15 protein-coding genes are annotated in these 15,262 nt (G+C 37.4%); 10 read left to right on the top strand and 5 right to left on the bottom strand.

Annotation, left to right across the window (positions count from 1 at the left end; all coding sequences use genetic code 11):
• Window positions 1-126: 126 nt before the first annotated feature.
• Entirely contained in the window at window positions 127-717 is a 591-nt protein-coding gene (locus IEW45_RS14655; RefSeq protein ID WP_188622024.1) for a riboflavin synthase, read from the bottom strand.
• 54 nt (window positions 718-771) lie between these two features.
• On the opposite strand from IEW45_RS14655, the gene pdxA reads away from it, so the two are divergent.
• From pdxA to IEW45_RS14620, 7 genes are all read left to right on the top strand, one after another.
• The gene (gene pdxA, locus IEW45_RS14650) at window positions 772-1,815 is read left to right on the top strand and encodes a 4-hydroxythreonine-4-phosphate dehydrogenase PdxA (RefSeq protein ID WP_188622023.1); all 1,044 of its coding nucleotides are present in this window, start codon (window positions 772-774) and stop codon (window positions 1,813-1,815) included.
• A gap of 140 nt (window positions 1,816-1,955) precedes the next feature.
• Complete coding sequence (locus IEW45_RS14645; protein ID WP_188622022.1) at window positions 1,956-2,498, top strand: YceD family protein; 543 nt, start codon at window positions 1,956-1,958, stop codon at window positions 2,496-2,498.
• A 9-nt stretch (window positions 2,499-2,507) separates the two neighbouring features.
• Window positions 2,508-2,702, top strand: a complete 195-nt coding sequence (rpmF, locus tag IEW45_RS14640; RefSeq protein ID WP_188622021.1) for a 50S ribosomal protein L32 — start codon at window positions 2,508-2,510, stop codon at window positions 2,700-2,702.
• Between the two features lie 161 nt (window positions 2,703-2,863).
• Window positions 2,864-3,862, top strand: coding sequence for a beta-ketoacyl-ACP synthase III (locus IEW45_RS14635; protein WP_188622020.1), 999 nt, complete (start codon window positions 2,864-2,866; stop codon window positions 3,860-3,862).
• A 26-nt stretch (window positions 3,863-3,888) separates the two neighbouring features.
• Entirely contained in the window at window positions 3,889-4,383 is a 495-nt protein-coding gene (gene accB, locus IEW45_RS14630) for an acetyl-CoA carboxylase biotin carboxyl carrier protein (protein ID WP_188622019.1), read from the top strand.
• A 90-nt stretch (window positions 4,384-4,473) separates the two neighbouring features.
• A complete protein-coding gene (gene accC, locus IEW45_RS14625; protein ID WP_188622018.1) occupies window positions 4,474-5,820 on the top strand; it encodes an acetyl-CoA carboxylase biotin carboxylase subunit in 1,347 nt (448 codons plus the stop codon).
• 140 nt (window positions 5,821-5,960) lie between these two features.
• Window positions 5,961-6,332, top strand: coding sequence for a DUF4890 domain-containing protein (locus IEW45_RS14620; protein ID WP_188622017.1), 372 nt, complete (start codon window positions 5,961-5,963; stop codon window positions 6,330-6,332).
• Window positions 6,333-6,434: 102 nt separating this feature from the next.
• Here IEW45_RS14620 and IEW45_RS14615 read toward each other — a convergent pair whose 3' ends face one another.
• The 3 genes from IEW45_RS14615 to IEW45_RS14605 all read right to left on the bottom strand — a co-directional run bounded on the left by IEW45_RS14615 (window position 6,435) and on the right by IEW45_RS14605 (window position 10,275).
• The gene (locus tag IEW45_RS14615) at window positions 6,435-7,007 is read right to left on the bottom strand and encodes a hypothetical protein (RefSeq protein ID WP_188622016.1); all 573 of its coding nucleotides are present in this window, start codon (window positions 7,005-7,007) and stop codon (window positions 6,435-6,437) included.
• 88 nt (window positions 7,008-7,095) lie between these two features.
• Complete coding sequence (locus IEW45_RS14610) at window positions 7,096-8,298, bottom strand: C1 family peptidase (protein ID WP_188622015.1); 1,203 nt, start codon at window positions 8,296-8,298, stop codon at window positions 7,096-7,098.
• A 75-nt stretch (window positions 8,299-8,373) separates the two neighbouring features.
• Entirely contained in the window at window positions 8,374-10,275 is a 1,902-nt protein-coding gene (locus IEW45_RS14605; protein WP_188622014.1) for a S9 family peptidase, read from the bottom strand.
• 243 nt (window positions 10,276-10,518) lie between these two features.
• Between IEW45_RS14605 and IEW45_RS14600 the strand changes: the two genes are divergently transcribed.
• The 3 genes from IEW45_RS14600 to IEW45_RS14590 all read left to right on the top strand — a co-directional run bounded on the left by IEW45_RS14600 (window position 10,519) and on the right by IEW45_RS14590 (window position 13,007).
• Complete coding sequence (locus IEW45_RS14600; RefSeq protein WP_188622013.1) at window positions 10,519-11,259, top strand: DedA family protein; 741 nt, start codon at window positions 10,519-10,521, stop codon at window positions 11,257-11,259.
• Window positions 11,260-11,382: 123 nt separating this feature from the next.
• On the top strand, window positions 11,383-12,060 hold the full coding sequence (gene mtgA / locus IEW45_RS14595; RefSeq protein WP_188622012.1) for a monofunctional biosynthetic peptidoglycan transglycosylase: 678 nt from the start codon (window positions 11,383-11,385) through the stop codon (window positions 12,058-12,060).
• Window positions 12,060-13,007, top strand: a complete 948-nt coding sequence (locus IEW45_RS14590) for a lipid A deacylase LpxR family protein (RefSeq protein ID WP_188622011.1) — start codon at window positions 12,060-12,062, stop codon at window positions 13,005-13,007. The genes mtgA and IEW45_RS14590 overlap by 1 nt, the downstream gene beginning before the upstream one ends.
• A 74-nt stretch (window positions 13,008-13,081) precedes the next feature.
• On the opposite strand, the gene IEW45_RS14585 is transcribed toward IEW45_RS14590, so the two are convergent.
• On the bottom strand, window positions 13,082-15,220 hold the full coding sequence (locus IEW45_RS14585; RefSeq protein WP_188622010.1) for a prolyl oligopeptidase family serine peptidase: 2,139 nt from the start codon (window positions 15,218-15,220) through the stop codon (window positions 13,082-13,084).
• Window positions 15,221-15,262: the final 42 nt, after the last annotated feature.

Raw genomic sequence — 15,262 nt, 5'->3', positions numbered from 1 at the left:
GAAGTTACTCGTGAGTTTAAGGCGCACTTCTCTCTTAAGAGGTAATTCTATCTTTATAAGTACAAACAGATATAAAATAAAAAGGCAGCCAATCGGCTGCCTTTTTATTTAAGTAATTAGAAAGTATTATTTATGTAAACCATGTAGCCGGGTTACATATTTACCTATTACGTCAAACTCTAAGTTTACAGTAGTATTTTTTTCTATATGCTTAAAGTTGGTGTGTTCATAAGTATAAGGTATTATAGCAACACTAAATTGGTTGGGTTTTGAGTTTACTACGGTAAGACTAACGCCGTTTACTGTTATAGAACCTTTCTCTATAGTGATATTGCTTTTTGCGGCATCGTACTCAAAAGTAAATTCCCAACTTCCGTCTTTTTCTTCTTTATTTATGCAGGTAGCGGTTTGGTCTACATGCCCTTGTACAATGTGTCCATCCAGCCTGTCGCCAAGTTTCATAGCTCTTTCAAGGTTTACTTCATCGCCTTCCTGCCAGTTACCTATGTTGGTTTTGTCGATAGTTTCCTGTATTGCAGTAACAGTATAATTATTATTGTTTATAGCTACGACGGTAAGGCATATTCCGTTGTGTGCTACGCTTTGGTCTATTTTTAATTCGTGTGTAATATTTGAATTTACTGTTATGTGTAAATTAGTGTCTTCTTTCGCTATTTGTTTTATAGTGCCAGAGGTTTCAATTATTCCTGTAAACATCCTTGATTTATTTTGCTAAATTTGTGTTTTCAAATGTAGGAATAAAAGAACGTCATGACAAAAAAAGCGGAGAATGCAGTTGTAGGGATATCAATTGGTGATTTAAATGGTATTGGTGCCGAGGTGGTGCTTAAGACGTTTGAAGATAGCAGGATGCTGGAGTTTTGTACTCCGGTTATTTTTGCTAATGTTAAGCTAATGTCTTTTATAAAAAAGACATTAAATGCTAACTGTAATTTTCATGGTATAGATAAGCTGGACCAATTAGTGCATGGTAAAATTAATGTGCTTAATGTTTGGCGGGAAGGAGTGAACATCGATTTTGGCAAGACTGATGATAATGTAGGTAAGTATGCAGTGCTATCTTTTGCAACGGCGGTAACAGCTTTAAAAGAAGGAGAGATTGATGTTTTGGTTACTGCACCTATTAATAAGTATAATATCCAGTCGGAAGAATTTACTTTCCCGGGGCACACTGATTATCTTGATAAAGAACTGGAAGGTGATGCTTTAATGCTGATGGTTCAGGATAAACTTAGAGTAGGTTTATTAACCGACCATATACCGGTGCAGGAAGTATCTTCTCATATTACTGAAGAGCTAATTCGTAAAAAGATAGGTACTATTAACCAAACACTTAAACAGGATTTTAGAATAAGCCGACCTAAAATTGCAGTGCTGGGAGTTAACCCACACGGTGGAGATAATGGTGTAATAGGAAGAGAAGATGAAGATGTGGTGAAACCTGTATTAAGTAAATTGTTTGATGAAGGAGTATTGGTTTTCGGGCCTTATTCGGCAGATAGTTTTTTTGGCAGCGGGCAGCATGAAAAATATGATGCTGTAATTGCAGCCTATCATGACCAGGGTTTAATACCGTTTAAAACGCTTGCTTTTGGTAAAGGGGTAAACTTTACGGCGGGACTTGAAGGGATTAGAACTTCACCTGATCATGGTACGGCTTTTGAGATTGCAGGTAAGGGTGAGGCAGACAATACATCATTTAAAGAAGCTGTTTTTTTAGCGCTTGAAGTGTTTAGGAACAGAAATGAGTATAAGGAAATAAGTAAGAACCCTTTGAAAACCAGAGAAAAGTAGTTATACACAAAAAAATGTTGATAACAAGTTTGCATTTATAATAATTTATTATCTTTGCACGCTCAAAACTGTTGTAACAGGGTGGTTTTAGCTGCTTTACGGTTTTAAATATAGTTTTGATAATTTAAAAAACTGGCGCGATGAAAGTGAATAAAGAATTTTTAATCCCTTTTGCCGGATTAAAGCAGGGTAAACACCAGTTTGAATTTAATGTAGGCAAATCGTTCTTTGATGACTTTAACTATGACGAATTTAACGATGTAGACGTTAAAGTAGATATGGTTTTAGATAAGCAAAGCACTATGATGGAGCTTCATTTTAAGCATGAAGGAACTGTAAATGTGCCTTGCGATGTAAGTAACGAATATTTTGATTTACCTGTAGAGGGTAGTCTTGATATAGTGGTAAAGTTTGGAGAGGAGTTTAATGATGAAGATGATGAAATACTTATTTTACCACACGGAGAACATCAGGTTGATGTATCGCAGTATGTATATGAAATGATTATACTTTCGGTACCAACTAAGCGTGTGCATCCCGGAATTGAAGACGGTACAATGGGTGCCGACGTTTTGGAAAAGCTGGATGAACTGGCACCCAAAGAAAAAGAAGAGAATAACGAACAAGAAGATAATACAGATCCCCGCTGGGACGAATTAAAGAAACTTTTAACGGATAAATAATAGAGTACAATGGCACATCCTAAGAGAAAAATCTCGAAAACGAGAAGAGATAAGAGAAGAACACATTACAAAGCATCTGTACCGCAGATTGCTACATGCCCGGTAACAGGAGAAGCACACTTATACCACAGAGCCTACTGGCATGAAGGTAAGCTATATTACAGAGGTCAGGTTGTTGTTGATAAGCAAGAAACTGTAGCTTAACAAACATATAAATTGAGGAAAAACTCTCACTAAGTGAGGGTTTTTTTGTTAAATAGTATTATGTTTTAATTTAAGGCAGGGAATTACAAGCCTTTTTATAATTTTTTTGTAATTTCCACCACTTTTCAAACTCTAAAGGTTTGAACAGAAAAACTTATCCTATGACTAAAACAACAGCCGCTATTACAGCCGTTGGGGCATATGTGCCGGATTTTGTACTCTCTAACCAGGTTTTAGAGACTATGGTAGATACTAATGATGAGTGGATAACTACCCGTACAGGTATAAAAGAAAGGCGAATATTAAAAGATAACGATAAAGGAACATCTTACTTAGCAATAAAAGCTGCAGAAGACCTGCTAAAAAAATCAGGAACAAAACCTGAGGATATAGATATGGTGCTTTTAGCAACTGCTACGCCTGATATGCCTGTTGCATCTACCGCAGTATATGTGGCAACACAAATAGGTGCTGTTAATGCTTTTGCTTATGATTTGCAGGCAGCATGTTCCAGTTTTCTGTATGGAATGTCTACAGCGGCAGCCTACATAGAAAGCGGACGTTATAAAAAAGTACTATTAATAGGAGCAGATAAAATGTCTTCTATTATAGACTATACCGACAGAGCTACTTGTATTATTTTTGGAGACGGAGCCGGTGCAGTACTGTTTGAACCTAATGAAGAGGGATATGGACTGCAAGATGAAATATTGCGAAGTGACGGTATAGGAAGAGAGTTTTTAAAGATTGAAGCAGGAGGTTCTTTACTGCCACCATCGCACGAAACAGTAGATAATAAACAACATTATGTTTTCCAGGACGGTAAAACTGTATTTAAATATGCAGTTTCTAATATGGCCGATATTAGCGAAAAGATAATGAAACGCAATAACCTTAGCCACGAAGATGTTGACTGGCTGGTATCGCATCAGGCAAACAAGAGGATTATAGATGCTACTTCATCAAGGATGAAGCTAGACGAATCTAAAGTACTTGTAAATATTGAAAAGTACGGTAATACAACCTCTGCCACACTACCTTTACTTCTTAATGATTTCGAACACCAATTAAAAAAAGGAGATAACCTTATTTTTGCTTCCTTCGGGGGTGGATTTACATGGGGTTCTATCTACTTAAAATGGGCGTACGACAAAAAATAAACAAACAAAACAAAATTCGGAAAATTATGGATATCAGAGAAATTCAAAATCTAATCAAGTTTGTAGCAAAGTCCGGTGCTACTGAGGTAAAGTTAGAAATGGATGATGTAAAGATCACCATAAAAACTACTACAGAGAGTGGTACGCCAGAAACGACTTTCGTACAGCACGTTCCTGTTAGCCAAGCATTGCCACAAGCAGCAGCTCCGCAGCCTGCAGCGCCAGGTGCACCAGCAGCAGAACCTGCCGCAGCCGCTCCTAAAGCAGATGAAGACTCTAAATATGTTACTATAAAATCGCCAATAATAGGTACGTTCTACAGAAAACCATCTCCGGATAAGCCTGCTTTTGCTGAAGTAGGAAACTCAATCTCTAAAGGTGATGTAGTTTGTGTTATTGAGGCTATGAAACTATTTAACGAAATAGAATCAGAAGTTTCAGGTAAAATAGTAAAAGTATTAGTAGACGATTCTTCGCCTGTAGAGTTTGATCAGCCTTTATTCCTGGTTGATCCTTCATAGCTAAATGTTTTAAATGCTAAATTTTAAATGCTTCTGCAAGCTTTAAAATGATTTAAAATTTAAAATTTCATCATTTAAAATTAAAAAGCGATGTTTAAAAAAATACTTATAGCAAACAGGGGAGAAATTGCACTACGTGTAATAAGAACCTGTAGAGAGATGGGCATAAAAACGGTAGCAGTATACTCTACTGCAGATGCTGAGAGTTTACACGTTCGCTTTGCTGATGAAGCGGTGTGTATAGGTCCTGCACCAAGTAACCTGTCCTATCTTAAAATGTCAAATATAATTGCAGCAGCAGAAATTACTAATGCTGATGCAATACACCCGGGTTACGGATTTTTATCAGAAAACGCTAAGTTTTCAAAAATCTGTCAGGAGCACAATATTAAATTTATTGGTGCATCGCCCGAGATGATTGAAAAAATGGGAGATAAGGCTTCGGCTAAAGCTACCATGAAAGCTGCCGGTGTACCATGTGTACCAGGTTCAGACGGGCTTTTAGAGTCGTATGAACAAACAGAAAAACTGGCAGATGAGTTTGGTTACCCTGTAATGCTTAAAGCTACTGCCGGTGGTGGTGGTAAAGGTATGCGTGCCGTATGGAAAAAAGAAGACCTTAAAAAGGCTTTTGAAAGTGCTAAACAAGAAGCTGCTGCTTCGTTTGGTAACGACGGTATGTATATGGAGAAGCTTATTGAAGAGCCTCGCCATATAGAAATACAGGTAGTAGGTGACTCGTTTGGTAAAGCATGCCACCTTAGTGAGCGTGACTGTTCTGTACAACGTCGCCACCAAAAATTAACTGAAGAAACACCTTCGCCGTTTATGACGGACGAACTTCGTGAAAAAATGGGTGAAGCTGCTGTTAAAGCTGCTGAATACATTAAGTATGAAGGTGCAGGTACAGTTGAGTTCTTGGTAGACAAGCACAGGAATTTCTATTTTATGGAAATGAATACCCGTATACAGGTAGAGCACCCTATTACAGAACAGGTAATAGATTATGACCTTATACGCGAACAAATATTAGTAGCATCGGGTGTGCCAATTTCAGGTAAAAATTATTTACCGCAAATGCACTCTATAGAATGTCGTATTAATGCGGAAGACCCTTATAATGATTTCCGTCCGTCGCCGGGTAAAATTACTACCCTGCATATGCCGGGAGGCCACGGGGTAAGGCTGGATACACATGTATATTCAGGCTATACCATTCCGCCAAACTACGACTCTATGATTGCTAAGCTTATAACCACTGCTCAAACCAGAGAAGAGGCTATAAACAAAATGAAACGTGCATTGGATGAGTTTGTTATTGAAGGTATTAAAACAACTATACCTTTCCACAGACAGTTAATGGATGAGCCGGATTATGTTTCCGGTAATTATACTACTAAGTTTATGGAAACCTTTAAAATGAAGGAACCTAAATAAAACTAAAAAAGCCTCTGATTTCAGAGGCTTTTTTTGTGTTCTTAACACAGGATATAGTATGTGATTGAAATAAACTTATATTTTTGTAGAAATCATTTTGCATATAATTAGCATGCAATCAACTACTAAAATCTATATTGATGAAAAACATTACCCGAATTTTAAAAACTGCAATAACAATTATAGTGCTTTTACTGGCATTTACTACAACAGCTTCTGCACAAAGTAAAGCTGATGAAGGTGCGGTTGCTGTAACTGTACAAATGAAAAAAGAACTGTCTTTAAACGATTCTCAATACAGCAAGGTATTGCAAATAAATAAGGACTATTTAAACAGCGTTATAAAAGCAAATAAAACGGAAAAATCAGTACCGGTAAGAAATAAGCGGGTTAAGATGATAAGTGCAAGCAGGGAGAAAAAACTGAAATCAGTACTTACAGACGGGCAATACCGTACTTATGCTGCAACCCGAGCTAAAAATCAGGAAATGCTGGAAAAGTATCAAGAATAAACAAACAGTAATTAATAGTAGCCGGAGAATCAGTTCTCCGGCTTTTGTATTTTAAAAATCCGGTTAGTATTAATAACGAGCTTTAATTTTATGTTGTAAAAGTTAAAAAGTATAACCTATACGCAGATGTATATCTACAGCTACATTATCTGTAGTACTGCTTATTGTTTTACTGTCATCTTCATTAAGATAAGCTTTATAACCAATACCAATACCTACTTCGTAATTAAAATTACTGTTGCCTATATGTCTCCTTATTCCCCATTTAGGTATAATATCAATTTGGTTTGGCACATACATAAAGTTTGGCATATTACCAATAACAAAAAGATCAGGATAATATTCAAAGTTAATACTGAAAAAGTTAGCGCTGTTTTTTCTGGTGGCTTTACCTTTTTGTTCACGTTTGGCAATATTGTAATACCATCTTGGTTCAGCACTTATACTGGGAACTAGTACAACGCCATCTTCACCCCTAAAAGTTTCATATTGCCATAGGTCGACCCCTATTTCGGTGCGTAGAGCAAACTTATTGCTAAGTCTTGCTTCATGACTACCCCAAAAGCCTACCATTCCTGTTTGGAAGTTAAAGAATGATTTTTCTACTGTACCTTGTGCAGTTGCTGCAATAATGCCTAATAAAAAAGTGATTAAAGTAATTTTAAGTTGTTTCATGGTTAAATAAATATCGGGCGCGAATATAAATAAAAACCCCATTGGTATTACCAATGGGGTTTTTATTAATTTTTATTTAAAATTGCACTTACTGCTTTATGTCAAGCTTTTTTGCAATTTTTTTAGGTAAACCACCTTTGTTTAATAGTATAGCAGTGGTTTTATACTTTACAAAGTTTTTAGTCATGTACATGTACCCTTGGTAATCGTTAGTTGCACCCCAAGAGTTTTTAATAATGTAATACTCTTTACCATTTTGGTCTTTACTAAGCCCTACAATGTGCATACCATGGTCATCTTGCGTTTCGTAGTTATCAAACGCTTCCTGACGCATTTCTTCGGTAATTTGCATTTCTTTTTGCGGACCTTTAAAAATAGCTTCTCTTTCCTCAAGAGTCATTTCGCTGTATTCTTTTGCAGGAATATAAGCAACACCATTTTTCCAGCTAAAGCCTTTTTCGCTAACGTCGCCTGCCCAACCTACAGTATAACCTTCTTCAAGAGCATGGTCTATAATATCAGTAAGGTCGTTCATTTTTACGTTATATACTAAGTCTAAAGACCAGTTATCCGGTACCATAAGCACAAACTGGCTGTAGTAAGGGTAATCTTTAAACGATGATAGTTCTACATAATCATCAGGGTTAAGTCCTACTACCTCTTTAGCAAAAGTTTGCGGAGTGTACTCCTTACCTTTATACTTAAAAGTTTCAGGTACTTCGCCAAGGTAGCTGTCTAAAACAGCAACATAAGCTTTTTCCCAGCTTGGTGTTAATGTGCCGTTAGGGTTTTTAACTACAGCTTCCAGTAAGCCTTGGTTAATAGTTGCCATTTCGGCAAATTTATTTTTTGTAGTGCCGTAATGTAACCCTGTGTATTCGCTTTGCGGTAAAGCACCATACTTTTTGTACATGTTAATAACATCGTGCAGCGCACCACCATCACCAAGGGTAATAGCACCATGCATGCGCACATAGTTTTTACCTTTTTCTATATAAGCGTTACGGGCAGTATATATTTGAGAAAGTTCTACAGGCTCTTTACCCATACGAATCATTTCGGACTCAAGGAAAGAGTTTGCAGAGTAACTCCAGCACGTTCCTGATGAACCCTGACTTTTTACAGGAGTGTTTTCAATATTAATTACATCAGTAAAGATGAAAGATTCTTTACTGTTTTCACTTTTATTGTTTTTAAGTGAATTTACTAAATAGTCCTGAGCTGTAGCGGTATACGCACCTGCAAAAAGCAGAGAAACAGCTAAAAACTGCTTTAATGAATACTTTTTCATTAGTTTATAGTTTAAGTTCAATTGGGATGGCAAAATTAAATAAAATTTACTAAAAGTTAACTCTTTATGAAATTTCTATAAAGTTTCCTTTAGCCATTTAAAAAATTCGCGTTGCCATACCAGTCCGTTTTGTGGTTTTAGCACCCAGTGGTTTTCATCGGGGAACACTATAAAACGGCTTTTAATACCTCTTAACTGTGCTGCCTGAAAGGCTTCCTGCCCTTGACCTATTGGCACGCGGAAATCTTTATCACCCTGATAGATTAGTATAGGAGTATCCCACTTATCCACAAAGTTTATTGGGTTGAACTCATTGTATGTTTTTTGTGCTACAGGGTTATTTTTTTCCCAGTAAGCGCCACCGCCGTCCCAATTGGTAAAAAATACCTCTTCGGTAGTTCCGTACATGCTTCTCAGGTTAAATACACCATCGTGTGCAATAAATGTTTTAAAACGATTCTCGTGTATACCTGCAAGGTAAAATACTGAGTAACCTCCGTAGCTGGCACCAACAGCACCAAGCCTGTCTTTATCTACATACTTTTCTTCTGCAACATTATCTATTGCCGAAAGGTAATCTTCCATAACCTGTCCGCCCCAGTCTTTACTAATGGCTTCATTCCATTCTACACCGTGCCCCGGCATACCGCGACGGTTTGGTGCAACAACAATATAACCCTGCGCAGCCATGACCTGGAAGTTCCAACGGAAAGAATAAAATTGTGATAGTGCTGCTTGTGGTCCTCCCTGACAATAAAGTAAGGTAGGGTATTTTTTGTTCTCATCAAAATTTGGGGGGTATATTACCCATACCAGCATTTTTTTACCATCGGTAGTTTTAACGTAGCGTTTTTCGGTTTTGCTTAAACCTATTTTATTGTAAAAAGCGGTATTTACATTAGTTATTTGTTCCCACTTTTCTTTTTTCAAATCATAGCTAAAAATCTCATTTGCATGGTTCATGTCACTGCGGGTAACAATAACCTTATTGTCTTTAAACGCTATTATGCTGTTTACATCAAAATAACCATCGGTTACCTGCCTTACTATAATGGCAATTTTGGTTAACCCCGGAAAGTTTACCTCAAACAGTTGGCGTGTACCGTCAACCGCTGCAATAAAGTATATTTTTTTACCATCAGGGCTCCAGTTAAAAGCATCAACAGTACCATCCCAGTTTTTAGTTAGGTTCATGTCCATACCTTTAAAACGAACTATAATATCATTTTTATCAGCTTCATAACCATCGCGCTTCATTTGTAACCATGTAAGGTGACCATCCGGCGAAAATGCCGGCTGCGTGTCATAACCCGGGTTGTTTGGTGTAAGGTTTACTGTTGCCTTGCTTTCTAAGTTATACTCGTATATATCAGTATTGGTGCTGGTAGCATACTCGGTACCGGCTTTCTTTTTAGCTACATATAGTATGCTCTTGCCATTTGGTGACCATAGGTAATCTTCCTCGCCGCCAAATGGTTTTTGAGGAGAATCGTATGGTTCGCCCTCCATAATATCGGTAAAGTCATCTTTGTCATTAACAGGAGCAAAACCTACGTGGTTGTGTGTGCCATCATTCCAAGTGTCCCAATGACGATAGTCCAGCTCGTTATATATCTGCATGGTAGATTTTTCCAGTTCAGGGTAGTAATCTTTCCCGTTTACTTTATCAACCTTAACCTCTTTGTGAGTTAGTATGTATTTACCGTCAGGAGAAACCAGTCTATCGTCCAGTAAATCTTTATATTCTTCAACTTTTGTGGCTTTACCGCCTTTTACGGGTATGGTGTAGTAATAAGAATCTATTTTATTCTCATCCATATCAGGTACAGATACCCTGTAAACAATGTTTTTTCCGTCTTTACTAAGTCCAAGGGAACTAACACGTCCCAGTTGCCATAGTAGTTCGGGTGTCATGTGCTGTTGTGCAGCGGCAGATAATCCCATAAAAATTAAGGTTATAAAAGCTAGTTTTTTCATTAGTGTTGCATTAAAATAAAGTTGGCTTAAAATTAATGATTTTCTGTTAGGTACAATATGTTTGCCGTTATTGAGTTTTTGGAATAAATAATGAATAAAAATTATCAGTTTTCCAAAAAGGTTAAATTTTGAACAAAAACAAATTATAAAGTACCATTATTATTACACTTTTGAAAAAATATAAGTAGCTTTACGCACCTTAAAAATAACTGCCTTTTTTACGGCAAAAATTAGATTACAACTATGAAGGATTTTGACTGGATGCAGCTTATAAACCCTGAGTTTTACATTACTCTTGAGCTTGGGGGTGTGCCTATCGGAATTTATGTGGTGCTGTTTATAGTATTTGCTGAAACGGGACTTTTTGCAGGGTTTTTCCTTCCAGGAGACAGCCTATTATTCTTAGCGGGTATATACAGTACTGAGCTTATGAATACCCTTATACCTATAGAGGGTGATTTTATTAATGTGTTTTTACTTTCTATACTGGTAGCGTTAAGTGGTATTTTGGGTAATACTTTCGGTTACTGGTTTGGTTATAAAAGTGGTAGTTATTTATACAAAAAAGAAGACTCTTTCTGGTTTAAGAAAAAGTACCTTATACAGTCACATGAGTTTTTTGAAAAGCATGGTGGTCGTGCTATTATATTTGCCCGTTTCCTGCCTATTATCCGTACGTTTGCGCCTATTATTGCAGGGGTAGTAAAAATGGACAAAAAGAAGTTTATGTTCTATAACATACTTAGTTCTTTTATGTGGGCAATAACTATAATATTTGCAGGGCATTATTTATATGAGCTTTTCCTTAAAACACTTGGAATAGACCTTAAAGCACACATAGAACTTATAATACTGGTAATTGTATTAATTACTACCGTTCCGCTTATACTTAATGCAGTAAAAGGTAAAAAAGTTACCGAAGAAGAAGCTGTACGTGAAGCTGAAGACGATGATGACCACGACACAGATATTTTTCCAAGATAAAATTTAGGGCTGCTTGTAAAAGCAGCCTTTTTTATAATCAATCTTACAAATACCCATGTAGATTTATTGTGTATAATATTGATAACTTATTTGTAATTTCGCTACTGTAAATTTCATTTAGGTATGTTGCGCAAAATATTCCGTTTTTTCCTGAAACTATTTTTGTGGTTTATAGTGCTTTCTGTTTTTTCGGTAGTACTGTTTCGGTTTGTACCCGTACCGTTTACTCCGTTAATGATAATACGTTCGGTACAGCAAAAAAGTGACGGAAAAGATATGAAATTATCGCATGACTGGGTTCCGCTGGAGGAAATTTCTCCCGAACTCCAAAAAGCAGTTATAGCCAGTGAAGATGGTAAGTTTTTCACACACCACGGTTTTGATTTTGATGCTATTGCCAAAGCGTATAAGGATAACCAAAAAGGGAAGAAAGTAAAGGGCGGCAGTACCATATCGCAACAAGTAGCAAAAAATGTTTTCTTGTGGAATGGCAGGAATTACATCCGCAAAGGGCTTGAAGCCTACTTTACCGTACTTATAGAACTGCTTTGGGATAAAGAGCGCATAATGGAAGTGTACCTGAACAGTATAGAAATGGGTGATGGTGTATATGGAGCACAGGCAGCATCGCAACACTGGTTTAAAAAAGATGCTGATAAACTTACCCGCTACGAAGCGGCAGGCATAGCAGCCATACTGCCAAATCCGTTAAGGTTTAAAGCAGCCAATTCATCCGCATATATTAACCGACGCAAAGGTCATATTGTACGGTACATGCGCTATGTGAAACTGGAGTATTAATGGTAAGAAATTATATAATACTGTTATTGTTAACCGTTTCATCCCTATGGGCGCAAAAGCCTGCCGAGATAGGTGTTATTTCGGATAACGACCTTTATACTTCTCCTAAAAATGACCAGTATTACACCAATGGTATTGAATTTTACTATCGTTACCTTTCTACACCACGAAAGGAAACTACCGCTAAAAAAATAACAGAGTTCAGGGCAGGGCAATATATATATGCTCCGCAATCGGTTATAGAGGAAGATATACGTTACCATGACCGCCCGTATGCCGGTTATTTATTTGGCGAAGCAGGTATCAGTAATTACTACAAGCTTGAAAATGTTTTAAAAATGAATTTTCAGCTTGGGGTGGTAGGACCTGAATCATTTGCTGAGGATGTACAGGAAGGCTTACATAAAGTGCTGGGCTATCACACCGTAAGAGGCTGGCAATATCAAATACAAAGCCTTATAGGTGTTCAGGCAGAAGTAGTATACGCTGCTAAAATATTACGAAAGTACTACAGTGAAAAAGTAGATTTTTATATGCAGGGAGAACTAAAAGCAGGTACAATATGGAATAGTATAACAGTAGGTCCTATGATGCGGATATCACTCAATAAAAATAATCTCACACCAATATATAATTCTGCTTTATATAACGCTGCTTTACGCTATAACAAAGACGAATATAAAGGGCGTAAAGAGTTGTTTCTTTACATTAATCCTGTTATTAACTATCAGTTATACGATGCCACTATAGAAGGCAGTATGTTTAACGATGATAGTGTAGTTACATTCCCGTTGATACCTTTCCGTTTTAATGCTGAGGTAGGAGTAAAGTATGCACGTGAAAAGTGGAATTTATCCTACTCATTTAATTATCGCGGAAAAGAACTTTCTAACAATGTAATAACAGGGTATTACTACGGCTCTATAGCGATAGGGTATTTTTTATAACGTATTCAGTCGCAGTTCTCAGTCCCAGTTTACAGTATTTACTCTAATTGTCAACTGTGACTGAAAACTGTTAACTATTTTCTTTTAGGAGCCACTCCCATATTATAGAGTGTGAATGCTTGTATGTCGGAATACTCTTCAATAGTTTGCGATATTGATTTTCCTGCACCATGCCCTGCATTAACCCCAATTCGTATTAAAACAGGGTTATTCCCCGCCTGTTTTTCTTGTAAGGTAGCAGCAAATTTAAAACTGTGTGCCGGTACAACACGGTCGTCATGGTCGCCTGTAGTAATTAACGTAGCCGGATATTCAACACCTTTTTTAATGTTATGTAAAGGCGAGTAACCTTTCAGGTAATTAAACATTGCTGCATTGTCTTCAGCAGTACCATAGTCGTATGCCCAACCGGCACCTGCGGTAAAGGTGTGGTAGCGCAGCATATCAAGCACGCCTACAGCCGGTAAAGCCACCTTCATAAGGTCAGGACGTTGCGTCATGGTAGCACCTACCAGTAACCCACCGTTAGAACCGCCTCGTATAGCAAGATAATCCGATGAGGTGTAATTGTTTTCAATCAGGTATTCGGCAGCAGCAATAAAATCATCAAATACATTTTGCTTTTGCATTTTAGTGCCTGCATTATGCCATTTTTTACCATATTCACCACCACCCCTAAGGTTGGCTACAGCATAAATGCCACCGTTTTCCAGCCACACTGCATTAGGTATACTGAAAGAAGGGGTAAGGCTGATGTTAAACCCGCCATAACCATATAACATAGTCGGGTTTTTACCATCTAGTTTAGTGCCTTTTTTGTAGGTGATTATCATAGGTACTTTAGTACCGTCTTTAGAGGTGTAGAATACTTGTTTTGATATATAATCCTCTGAGTTGAAATCTACTTTAGGTTTTCTATATAAAGTTGATTTTCCTGTTTTTGGCTCGTAAGCATATATAGTGCCCGGACTCACATAATTTGTAAACGAATAGTAAAGTGTTTCAGCATCTTTTTTACCGCCAAAACCACCAACACTACCAACCCCCGGTAATGTTACAGTACGGATTAGCTTTCCGTTATAATCATATTGTTTTACTACCGAAACAGCATCCTGCATGTACTCGGCAAAAATATATCCTGCTCCTGTAGATGGCGATAATACGTTTTCGGTTTCTGCAATAAGGTCTTTCCAGTTTTCCAGTTGCGGAGCGGAAGCATCAACGGTTACTATTTTGGTATTCGGTGCTTCGTAATTAGTGGAAATGTAAAGCGTATTCCCTTTTGTAGTTATTATACGGCTGTCGTTATCAAAATTGTTTACTATGGTAATGATATCGCTTTCGGGTTGCTTAAGGCTTTTTACATAAAGCTCGTTACCCGACGTAGAATTGGCAGCAGTAATAACAAGGTAGTTTTGGTCTTCAGTTACATAACCGCCTACATAGCGACGTTTCTCGGTGTCACCAAAAATTACTTTATCATTGCTTTGCGGTGTGCCCAGTTTATGATAGTACAATTTATGCTGATCTGTTTTAGCTGATAGCTCACTACCTTTAGGCTTGTCATAACTTGAGTAATAAAAGCCTTCGCTACCTAACCATGAAACGCCGCTGAATTTTACATCAACAATTGTTTCGCCTGTCAGTTTTTTGGTTTTGGCATTCATTATAAAAACTTTACGCCAGTCGCTACCTCCTTCAGAAATAGAATAGGCGCAAAGGCTACCGTCTTTCGTAAAGCTTAAACCTCCTAAAGAGGTTGTACCATCTTCAGAGAATGTATTGGGGTCTAAGAAAACCTCTTCTTTACCATTTTTGTCTTTTCGGTATAAAACGGACTGGTTTTGTAAGCCGTCATTTTTGTAATAGTAAGTGTAATCACCCTCCTTAAAAGGCGCTGAAACCCTCTCGTAATTCCACAGTTCTTCCATTCGTTTTTCTATAGCATCACGAAAAGGAATTTGCTTTAAATAATTAAAGGTAACCTTATTTTGTTTTGTTACCCATGCTGCTGTTTCTTCAGAAAGGTCGTCCTCCAGCCAACGGTAGGGGTCGGCTACTTCATCTCCAAAGTAATTATCAACAGTGTTGTCTTTTCGGGTTTCAGGATAGTTTATTTGCTTGTTAGTGCGGCTGTTTTTTTTATGCATTTTTATTTGCGCGTGTAAGGACAGGCTGCTTGCAACAGCCAGGATAATTGCTGATTTTTTCATAATTTTTTAATCGCTTGGTACACAAAAATAACAAATTAACAC

Source organism: Flavobacterium suaedae (genome assembly GCF_014642915.1).
GTDB lineage: Bacteria > Bacteroidota > Bacteroidia > Flavobacteriales > Flavobacteriaceae > Flavobacterium > Flavobacterium suaedae.
This window is presented reverse-complemented; position numbering and strand designations above follow the sequence as displayed.

Coding starts and splice junctions, on each gene's coding strand:
- IEW45_RS14645 (WP_188622022.1), top strand. CDS start 1,956: ATGAAAGTGAATAAAGAATTTTTAATCCCTTTTGCCGGATTAAAGCAG.
- IEW45_RS14590 (WP_188622011.1), top strand. CDS start 12,060: ATGGTAAGAAATTATATAATACTGTTATTGTTAACCGTTTCATCCCTA.
- IEW45_RS14620 (WP_188622017.1), top strand. CDS start 5,961: ATGAAAAACATTACCCGAATTTTAAAAACTGCAATAACAATTATAGTG.
- IEW45_RS14600 (WP_188622013.1), top strand. CDS start 10,519: ATGAAGGATTTTGACTGGATGCAGCTTATAAACCCTGAGTTTTACATT.
- rpmF (WP_188622021.1), top strand. CDS start 2,508: ATGGCACATCCTAAGAGAAAAATCTCGAAAACGAGAAGAGATAAGAGA.
- IEW45_RS14605 (WP_188622014.1), bottom strand. CDS start 10,275: ATGAAAAAACTAGCTTTTATAACCTTAATTTTTATGGGATTATCTGCC.
- pdxA (WP_188622023.1), top strand. CDS start 772: ATGACAAAAAAAGCGGAGAATGCAGTTGTAGGGATATCAATTGGTGAT.
- accB (WP_188622019.1), top strand. CDS start 3,889: ATGGATATCAGAGAAATTCAAAATCTAATCAAGTTTGTAGCAAAGTCC.
- IEW45_RS14635 (WP_188622020.1), top strand. CDS start 2,864: ATGACTAAAACAACAGCCGCTATTACAGCCGTTGGGGCATATGTGCCG.
- mtgA (WP_188622012.1), top strand. CDS start 11,383: ATGTTGCGCAAAATATTCCGTTTTTTCCTGAAACTATTTTTGTGGTTT.
- IEW45_RS14615 (WP_188622016.1), bottom strand. CDS start 7,007: ATGAAACAACTTAAAATTACTTTAATCACTTTTTTATTAGGCATTATT.
- IEW45_RS14655 (WP_188622024.1), bottom strand. CDS start 717: ATGTTTACAGGAATAATTGAAACCTCTGGCACTATAAAACAAATAGCG.
- IEW45_RS14585 (WP_188622010.1), bottom strand. CDS start 15,220: ATGAAAAAATCAGCAATTATCCTGGCTGTTGCAAGCAGCCTGTCCTTA.
- IEW45_RS14610 (WP_188622015.1), bottom strand. CDS start 8,298: ATGAAAAAGTATTCATTAAAGCAGTTTTTAGCTGTTTCTCTGCTTTTT.
- accC (WP_188622018.1), top strand. CDS start 4,474: ATGTTTAAAAAAATACTTATAGCAAACAGGGGAGAAATTGCACTACGT.